This is a genomic window from Candidatus Ulvibacter alkanivorans (assembly GCF_003333325.1).
Lineage (GTDB): Bacteria > Bacteroidota > Bacteroidia > Flavobacteriales > Flavobacteriaceae > Ulvibacter_A > Ulvibacter_A alkanivorans.
The window spans coordinates 39,517-47,408 of sequence record NZ_QOLC01000115.1 but is presented as its reverse complement, the minus strand read 5'-3'; the positions used below and the strand labels follow the sequence as shown (position 1 = coordinate 47,408).

At 39.6% G+C, this 7,892-nt stretch carries 9 protein-coding genes; 7 read left to right on the top strand and 2 right to left on the bottom strand.

The window, feature by feature from the left end; genetic code table 11:
* Nucleotides 1-2: 2 nt before the first annotated feature.
* Nucleotides 3-401, top strand: coding sequence for a DUF1573 domain-containing protein (locus tag DWA30_RS13060; protein ID WP_114492973.1), 399 nt, complete (start codon nt 3-5; stop codon nt 399-401).
* Between the two features lie 52 nt (nt 402-453).
* Here the strand turns inward: DWA30_RS13060 and DWA30_RS13055 are convergent, their stop codons facing one another.
* Nucleotides 454-1,737: an aspartyl protease family protein gene (locus DWA30_RS13055; RefSeq protein ID WP_136073212.1), complete on the bottom strand. Its 1,284-nt coding sequence runs from the start codon at nt 1,735-1,737 to the stop codon at nt 454-456.
* 183 nt (nt 1,738-1,920) lie between these two features.
* On the opposite strand from DWA30_RS13055, the gene DWA30_RS13050 reads away from it, so the two are divergent.
* Both DWA30_RS13050 and murB read left to right on the top strand, forming a co-directional pair.
* Nucleotides 1,921-3,081 carry a pyridoxal phosphate-dependent aminotransferase gene (locus DWA30_RS13050; RefSeq protein WP_114492971.1) on the top strand — a complete coding sequence of 387 codons (1,161 nt, stop codon included), beginning with the start codon at nt 1,921-1,923 and terminating at the stop codon, nt 3,079-3,081.
* On the top strand, nt 3,081-4,094 hold the full coding sequence (murB, locus tag DWA30_RS13045) for a UDP-N-acetylmuramate dehydrogenase (protein ID WP_114492970.1): 1,014 nt from the start codon (nt 3,081-3,083) through the stop codon (nt 4,092-4,094). The genes DWA30_RS13050 and murB overlap by 1 nt, the downstream gene beginning before the upstream one ends.
* Here the strand turns inward: murB and DWA30_RS13040 are convergent.
* Nucleotides 4,091-4,699 (bottom strand): fasciclin domain-containing protein, encoded by a 609-nt coding sequence (locus DWA30_RS13040; RefSeq protein ID WP_114492969.1) that lies wholly within the window; start codon nt 4,697-4,699, stop codon nt 4,091-4,093. The genes murB and DWA30_RS13040 overlap by 4 nt on opposite strands.
* 92 nt (nt 4,700-4,791) lie before the next feature.
* Between DWA30_RS13040 and DWA30_RS13035 the strand changes: the two genes are divergently transcribed.
* Genes DWA30_RS13035 through DWA30_RS13020 form a run of 4 tightly spaced genes read left to right on the top strand, consistent with a single transcriptional unit; the run spans nt 4,792 to nt 7,889 of the window.
* Nucleotides 4,792-4,995, top strand: a complete 204-nt coding sequence (locus DWA30_RS13035; RefSeq protein ID WP_114492968.1) for a membrane or secreted protein — start codon at nt 4,792-4,794, stop codon at nt 4,993-4,995.
* Nucleotides 4,996-5,020: 25 nt separating this feature from the next.
* Nucleotides 5,021-6,115, top strand: coding sequence for a glycosyltransferase (locus tag DWA30_RS13030; RefSeq protein WP_114492967.1), 1,095 nt, complete (start codon nt 5,021-5,023; stop codon nt 6,113-6,115).
* Nucleotides 6,106-6,672: an RNA polymerase sigma factor gene (locus tag DWA30_RS13025; protein ID WP_114492966.1), complete on the top strand. Its 567-nt coding sequence runs from the start codon at nt 6,106-6,108 to the stop codon at nt 6,670-6,672. Before DWA30_RS13030 ends, DWA30_RS13025 begins: the two co-directional genes overlap by 10 nt.
* A gap of 2 nt (nt 6,673-6,674) precedes the next feature.
* Nucleotides 6,675-7,889 (top strand): Nramp family divalent metal transporter, encoded by a 1,215-nt coding sequence (locus tag DWA30_RS13020; protein ID WP_114492965.1) that lies wholly within the window; start codon nt 6,675-6,677, stop codon nt 7,887-7,889.
* Nucleotides 7,890-7,892: the final 3 nt, after the last annotated feature.

The following is a 7,892-nucleotide window of genomic DNA, read 5'->3' as shown; positions in this document are numbered from 1 at the left end:
TTATGAAAAAATATGTTCTAATAGCTATTATCGCATTCGTTGGGCTAACAACTGCACATTCGCAAGCAGTGATCGACTTTGAGTCGGATACCATCGATTACGGTGAAATAGCAAAAGGAAGTGATGGAGTACGTGTTTTCAAGTTTACGAACACAGGAAATGCACCGTTAATTGTAACCGATGTAAAATCGAGTTGTGGTTGTACCGTTCCAAAAAAACCGGATGGCCCTGTTGCACCTGGTGAATCAAGCACGATCCAAGTAAAATATGACACCAATCGCGTTGGTCCTATTCGTAAAACAGTAACCGTTTATTCGAATGCCAGTGAACCTGTTAAAGCGTTAAAAATAAAGGGTGAGGTTTTAGGAGATGACAAAAGTCTTCTTGAAAAAACAGAATAACCAAATAAGTAATTATAGTAAGAAGCGCCTTTTCATTTGAAGGCGCTTTTTTTTATAATACCTTTTTAAGGACAATTCTTTTTTTAAGCACTTGTCCATCACGACCAATTTCAAGTGTAAATTTTCGATTAGGTCTTGATGAGAACATCTCAATTAATTCGTACAGCTCGTAGTTTTGAGCCTTCTTGTTATTGATACTAATAATCTCATCACCTATTTTAATACCTGCTTCATCGGCTGGAGAAGCTACACGCACCTCAGCAACTACAAACTTTGGCGCCAAATTGAAGGTAAATGAAGGCGATTCAACAATTCCGGAAACCGCACCACTTTCGGCACCTACCATATTGCGATTACTATTGGACTTTCGTTCCTTAACAACTGTAACCCCATCATGTTGAATGGTTAATCCGCTCATATCATAATGAAAAGGGTCATTGAAGTATTTATTCTTCTTTAGAATAATTTGCCGATTTGGGTAATCTATAATGGTAGTAAAGCGCTTTAATAAGTTGCCTCCTAAACTTCCAACTCTGTCTTCATAGCTTCGCGCACCTTGAATAGCGGCTTCATCGGGAAATGCAACATTGATCTCCTTTAACTTAAAGTTGCCAAGTGAAGCTTCGGCGATACGAGATCGCTTTCCGTAGATCCCTCCACTAAGCCCCAAGCCGAGGTAGTCTTCGAAGTAATTCTTAGGTTCTTCTTGTATAAATGCTTCATCGTCAAATAACCATAATGCATCGCTAGATCCCGAATCAATTAACAATGTAGAATTAATGCGTTCGCTATTAATAACAAGGTCCAAATTCACATAAGGCTTATTTCGATACAGTGTTAGGTCGAAAGCTTCGCAGCGCCTGCATACCTTCGGACTGTATTTAGTGGGATCATAAAATGTGATCACCTCATTGACATAATTGGTCTTTACAATAAAGTTCTTGTAAAAATCATAGCCAAGGATTCCATGAATAGGGACTCCCATACGCGGAGAAAAATTAAGTGATGCATCAAATATTAAAAATATACTATGTGTATTGTCTACAGCTTCGCCAACAACTACCGTATTAAAATCACTTCTAAGCGCATCGACAGCTTCGCCTTCTCCCAATCCGCGTAGCTTTACAGGCGTAGTGTTTTTAATCTCTAATGAGTCTTCGCTAGTCAAGCTAAAAATAATGGTAGAGTTTACTCCGGTATCCAATAAAAATGACAATTCGGTCCCATTAACCGTAACCGGAATAATAATAAGATTGTTGACGAGCTTAAAAGAAACCCTGTCCTTCTTTTTGTTAGCCGGTAATGCAAATCCATCTTGCGCGAATACCGATGGCAAACCGCAACATAGGAGCGAAAGACATAGTAGTATGTGCTTTATTTGACAAGAGAGTTTCAAGAGAATTAAATATATAAAATTTTAATCATTGCTGTTGTGCATGCTGTGAATTATAAAATATATTTCGCAACTTTGTTCTTTAAATCCAGTCATATGCCTATCGTATAAAAAAAGGGCGCTAACATGCCCGAATCTCCGATTAGAAACTTAGTTCCATTTGCTGAAAAGGCATATCAACCAAATAAAAAAGTATATCACTTAAATATTGGACAACCGGATATTAAATCGCCACAAATCGCTATGGATGCTGTCGCATTGCACTCGTTAGAGATTTTAGCATATACACGCTCCGAAGGTTCAGAAGGATACCGCAAAAAGATTGCCAAATATTACCATAAACATCAAATTCCGGTCGAATCAGACGATATAATCGTCACTACAGGTGGCAGCGAAGCATTGCTATTTGCGATGGGAAGTATTGCCGATGTGGGAGATGAGATCATAATACCGGAACCTTTCTACGCAAATTATAATGGCTTTGCCACTGCCTCGGGCGTAACTATAGTACCCGTGATCTCAAAAATTGAAAATAATTTTGCCTTACCCCCTATTTCTGAATTTGAAAAACTTATCACACCCAAAACCAAGGCCATATTAATTTGCAATCCGGGGAATCCAACGGGCTACTTATACTCTAAAGATGAAATTCAAAAACTTGCGGCGATCGTAAAGGAGCATGATTTGTTTTTGGTTGCAGACGAAGTATATCGTGAATTTACTTACGACGGTGTCGACCACTATTCCATCCTCCAAGAGGAAAGCATGGCCGAACATGGTATCATTATCGACTCGGTCTCTAAACGATATAGTATGTGTGGGGCACGAATTGGTTGTTTGGTTTCCAGAAATAAACAAGTGATCGCTACTGCACTTAAATTTGCGCAGGCACGATTAAGTCCGCCAACCTTCGCTCAAATTGCCTGTGAAGCAGCCTTACAAACCCCACAGAGCTATTTTGATGAAGTAATTTCAGAATACAAAGAAAGACGTGACCTGTTGGTACAACACCTAAAAGAGATTCCCGGAGTTAAAGTAGGCGAACCAAAAGGTGCTTTTTATTGTATCGTAGAGCTGCCCGTAGCCAACAGCGACGATTTTGCACAATGGCTGTTAGAAAGCTTCGATCACAATGGTGAAACCATCATGGTTGCTCCGGCTGCCGGTTTCTATTCAAGCCCTGGTGTAGGAGAAAATCAAATTCGAATTGCTTATGTGCTTAATAAAGAAAGTTTGATCAAAGCTGTGAATATTTTAAAGATCGCACTAGAACAATATCCGGGATAATGGTATTGGAAGAGCACAAATCACTTAAAGCCTATAATACGTTCGGTATTGACTGCAACGCCCGTTATTTTATTTCTGCAAAAAGCGTCACAGCACTTAAAGAAGTGTTATCTAAATATGCCAACAAAGAGATATTTATCCTTGGTGGCGGAAGCAATATGTTGTTAACAAAGGATATAGACGCTTTGGTGGTACACGTTGACATTAGGGGTATTTCTGTTGTTTCCGAAGACGAACAACACGTTCAAGTAAAAGCAATGGCGGGTGAAAATTGGCATGACTTTGTGTTGTATTGCATCGAGCAGGGGTATGGTGGCATCGAAAATCTGTCGTTAATCCCCGGAAACATCGGCACAGCTCCTATTCAAAATATTGGTGCTTATGGCGTAGAATTAAAGGATGTTTTTCACAGTTGTTCCGCATTAAATGTACAGGACCTCACAGAAGAGACCTTTTATAAAAGCGATTGCGAATTTCAGTATCGGGATTCCATATTTAAAAATAAAGCAAAAGGTAAATACATTATTACCAGTGTTACCTTAACGCTTACCAAAAAGGACCATACCTTAAGTACTTCATACGGTGCGATTCAGCAAGAATTGAAGGAGCAACAAGTTACCGAACCAACCATAGAAGCTATTTCTAAAGCCGTGATCGCTATTCGCCAATCTAAGTTACCCGACCCGGCCAAGTTGGGCAATAGCGGTAGTTTCTTTAAGAATCCGGTAATAGATAGTGATGCGTTTCAAGAATTTCGTTCTAACTTTCCCGATGCACCTTTCTACGAGGTGTCACCTACCGAGTTTAAAATTCCGGCGGGATGGTTAATAGAACAAGCAGGTTTTAAAGGAAAACGATTTGGTGACGCCGGCGTTCATGACCGTCAAGCCTTAGTTCTTATAAATCACGGTACTGCAACGGGCAATGATATTTGGGAACTTGCATTGCGTATTCAGAAAGCCGTTAAAGCGCAATTCGGAATCTACATTGAACCCGAAGTAAACATTATTTAATTTTGAATAAAAGCGGCATCTACAATGTGTAATACGCCGTTCGAGCCTTGAATATCACTTTTACCTACAACTGCTTTGGTTCCATTACTATGCGTGATCACAATATCACTACCAGATCTAGATGCTGTTAGTTGTGTACCTCCAATAGTCGTTAACGCCAGACTTCCGTTATTCTCACGAATTTTTTGAACCAAAGTGGCAGAATCTAATCCTCCCTCGACTATATGTTGACGTAACATGGTTGCCAATGCTTCTTTATTCTCAGGTTTCATAAAATCTTGACGCGTTTCTTCGGAAAGTCCATCGAGCGCCTCGGCAGAAGGTGCAAAAACCGTATAGGGTCCTTTGTTCTTCATGAGATCATCTGTCATCTGCGCCGTAACCAAATAATTCGTAAATTTTTTAGACTCTGGGGTTACCATTAACTTGGTCAAGACACTGTTGGCACGATCTTTATCTTCCTGGGTAGGAATTACACGCTCTTTTTTTACAAGTGTGTCCGTTTTTATGGCTTCGGAAGTACTTGTTTCTTTCACATCTTGTTTACAAGAAAACAAGAGAACAATCGTTGAAAAAACTAAAAAAGTGCGATAGAATTGCTTCATGGTTAAATTTATTGAAAAGTGAAGCTAAAAATACTTAAAATCTCACCACTTCACCAAGAAAGATTGTACTTTTGTACTTCAAAATTGGAACCATGGAACTATTTTTAATTACCTTACTTCTTCTCTCGCTGGCGGTTGGTGGAATCGCAATTAAAATCTGGGGAAAAAAAGACGGAAAATTTGCAGGTACGTGTGCAAGTCAGAATCCTTTTTTAAACAAAGAAGGAGAAACTTGTGGCTTTTGTGGTAAAACACCCGACCAATTTGAAAACTGCACAGAAGAAACTCATCAATAAGTTAAATTAACCTGTTTCAGTGCCTATGCTGCTACTCTACTTCCTAGCTGCAGTAGTATTTCTTAACTGCGTCTACTATTTTATTTTTTCAAAATTTGCCTTTTCATCTTCTACAAATGCCGATGCTTCAGACTCCGCACCAGTCTCTTTGATCGTTTGTGCTAAAAATGAAGCTGCCAACCTTCAGAAATATATTCCGCTATGGTTGGAACAACAATATCCTACTTACGAGCTTATTCTAATAAATGACGCTTCCACAGACAACACGCTGGAAGTGATGGAACAATTTGCAGAACAGGATAGCCGTATCAAGATCGTTAATGTAGAAAACAATGAGGCTTTTTGGGCTAGTAAAAAGTATGCCCTTACTCTTGGAATTAAAAGAGCAGCAAACAACCAATTGGTCTTTACAGATGCAGATTGCCGACCGGCCAGTTCCTTATGGTTGTCGCATATGGCTGCTCATTTTTCCGAAGAAAAAGAAGTGATCTTAGGCTATGGAGGCTATGAAAAACAACCGGGGCTACTTAATCAACTCATCCGATTTGAAACTGTACACACAGCGATGCAATACTTTGGGTATGCAGCCGTAGGAATGCCATATATGGGAGTAGGAAGAAATTTGGCATATACAAGCCGCGTCTATTATGAGAACAATGGTTTTATTTCGCATATAAAACTTCCCTCGGGAGATGACGATCTTCTGGTAAACGAAACAGCTACGGCCTCGAACACGAGTTTATGCTTAGAACCTGAAGCATTCACCTATTCTATTCCTAAGCAAACATTTAAAGCGTGGATTCGTCAAAAAAGAAGACACATTAGTACGGCATCTCGCTATAAGAGCAAGCATAAATTATTGCTGGGTGTTTACTTTTTATCTAACCTATTATTCTGGTTGTTAGCCATTGCAGCTTTGGTATTCTCAGATTGGAGAATTGCGTTGGTGTTAATTGGTTTTAGGTTCCTTATGCAATACATAGTGGTGGGCAAGTCGGCGAAAAGACTAAAAGAAGAGACGCTTATTCCACTACTCCCGTTTTACGAATTATTTTTAGTGTGCCTACAATTGAGTATCTTTATTACCAAGAGCACATCAAAAAACAGCCGTTGGAAATAACCGATAAGAATATCTTACATCACATTCAAAAAGCTAAAAATGGCAAGCAAAAAGCGTTTAGTTTTCTATTAGACCATTTTTGGAATGAGGTCTACGGATTTCAGCTAAAACGAGTTCGCAATGAGTATGAGGCCGAAGATATTACCATAGAAACTTTTTCAAAAGCCTTCGATAAAATCGAAACTTTTGATGAGAACTATACCTTCGGAACTTGGCTAATCGCTATTTCAAAAAACATCCAAATAGATAAAAGTAGAAAGAAGAATGCTACGCTTTATCAACACACCTCGTATACTTCCGAAGAACAAATAAAGAAAATTCCAGATGTTGCACCCACGCCTGAAGATGAACTAATTAGAGAACAGAACTTAGCCGAACTACTGCGCTTTATCAAGCAGTTAAAACCGCATTACCAAGAAGTGATCAACCTGAGATATTTTCAAGAAATGAGTTACAACGAAATTTCTGAACGCTTAGAAGAACCGCTTAATAATGTAAAGGTACGATTGCTTAGAGCTCGTAAATTACTTTCAGAAATAATTACGCAAAATCATTAAACTTGAGTCGAACGCTTAAAAGACTGGGTCCAGGTTTTTTATTTGCCGGCGCTGCCATTGGAGTGTCTCATTTGGTGCAATCTACACGTGCAGGGGCCGATTTCGGTTTCGGACTTCTTTGGGCACTGTTGTTAATTAACATTGTAAAATATCCCTTCTTTGAATACGGTCCAAGATACGCATCTGCCACAGGCCGCAGTTTATTGCATGGGTATCATACCATGAGTAAAGGCGTGTTGGTTGCTTACTTCCTCCTCACTTTTGCCACCATGTTCACAATTCAAACAGCTGTGACCATCGTTACAGCCGGAATTGCACAGAGCCTGTTCGGCTCAGGCTCTATTGTCCTTTGGACCGCTATCATCACCTCTTTTTGTTTTAGTATTCTAATCGTTGGTAGGTACAAGGTGCTCGATACGCTAATGAAAATCATTGTGATCTGTTTGACCCTAAGTACCATAGTCGCAGTTGTGTTGGCCATACCCAAGCAAGAGGCGATTTCATGGTCGCAACGAATCCCTTCGGAAACTACAGCCGTTGCCTTTCTAATTGCTTTTATGGGGTGGATGCCTGCTCCTTTAGATATTTCCATTTGGCAATCGATTTGGACGGTAGAAAAGAAAAAAATTGACCCGACGGTCACGCACAAACAATCCCGCTTAGATTTTAACGTAGGGTTTGTCACCACAACTGTTCTCGCCATTGGCTTTCTCGCATTGGGCGCACTTGTAATGTTTAATAGTGGTGCTACCTTCTCTAGTTCAGGAGGAGAATTCGCCAATCAGTTAATTTCTATGTACACCTATAGCTTAGGGGACAGTACAAAAATTTTAATTGGTGTTGCCGCGTTAACCACCATGTTTAGCACTACCCTAACTACTTTAGATGCCTCTCCACGAGTAATGCATACCACTTCGGAATTGATCCTAAATAAAAAATTTAAACGCGGTTATCTGTTTTGGATCTTGATATTGATCGTTGGAACCCTGGGAATTTTCTTTTTCTTGCTTTCTGAAATGACCTTACTTATAGATATAGCAACGATTTTGTCGTTTTTAACCGCTCCTTTCTACGCCATCATCAACTTCAAACTAATTTGCAGCAAACATACTCCGAAAGCTAAACGCCCTTCCCGTGCAATGCGTTTTTACAGTGTACTATCGATTGTGATCCTAGTAGGATTTAGCTTGTGGTATCTACAAACCCTTGGCTCTTAATCC